The organism is Stenotrophomonas maltophilia group sp. RNC7 (genome assembly GCF_030910085.1).
In the GTDB taxonomy this organism is placed as follows: Bacteria; Pseudomonadota; Gammaproteobacteria; order Xanthomonadales; family Xanthomonadaceae; genus Stenotrophomonas; species Stenotrophomonas sepilia.
The window spans coordinates 1-753 of sequence record NZ_JAVFVN010000622.1; the positions used below are offsets into that span (position 1 = coordinate 1).

General features: G+C 59.0%; 1 pseudogene. It reads right to left on the reverse strand.

The window, feature by feature from the left end:
* A pseudogene (locus RCF13_RS11785) lies at positions 1-518 on the reverse strand (hypothetical protein); the annotation flags it as partial.
* Positions 519-753 lie beyond the last annotated feature (235 nt).

Here is a 753-nt window from a genome sequence, read left to right on the forward strand (position 1 = left end):
CCGCCACCGCCGCCGCCGCCCATAGTGTTCACATTGGCGACCGCCGTCTGTCCGGCACCGCCTGCGCCGCCCACGACCGCATTATCAAGGGAGGTTGCTGTGGTGGATACCAGTCCTGCAAGGCCGGTCGCGCCAGCGGCACCATAAACCTGACCGATGCCGGTGCTGCTGCTGCCCGCACCCGCAGCGCCACCTGCCGCACCATTTCCGGTGGTGAGATCGACCGCACCGCCTCCACCGTTGCCTCCGCTGCTGGCCTGGGTGGCGACATCACCATTCTTGCCTGTCGCTTGGTCCAGAGTGCCGTCCGTGCCACCCGCGCCCGATGCAACATTCAGAAATATGGTGCCGTGACCGCCATCAGCTCGAGCCGCAACCACGTTGAGGGAGAGCGCACCGGCGAGCGCGATGACGGAAACGCTACTCCGCAATACCTGCATTTGCGCGATCTGCACTGCAAAAGAGACACCAGTGCCAAGCATCGAGCGCGCACGAAATTGTTCTTGGACGAAAGGCATGGATGTTCCTCTTAATGCGGGGCTGCTACCGCCAGCCTAATGTTAAAAGAAGGGAGAATCCTTGCCTCGAATTGATCCGAAATCTCTTAATAAGTCACCCGTCACAGAGAGGAACGCACGGGCATTTTGTCCCATTTCTATTAGCATTATGTTTCATTTGAGACTGCTGAGAAGCGCGTCAATGGTGACGGACCTTATCCAAAATGGAAGCAACACTCGCCGCTAACGAGTGCAC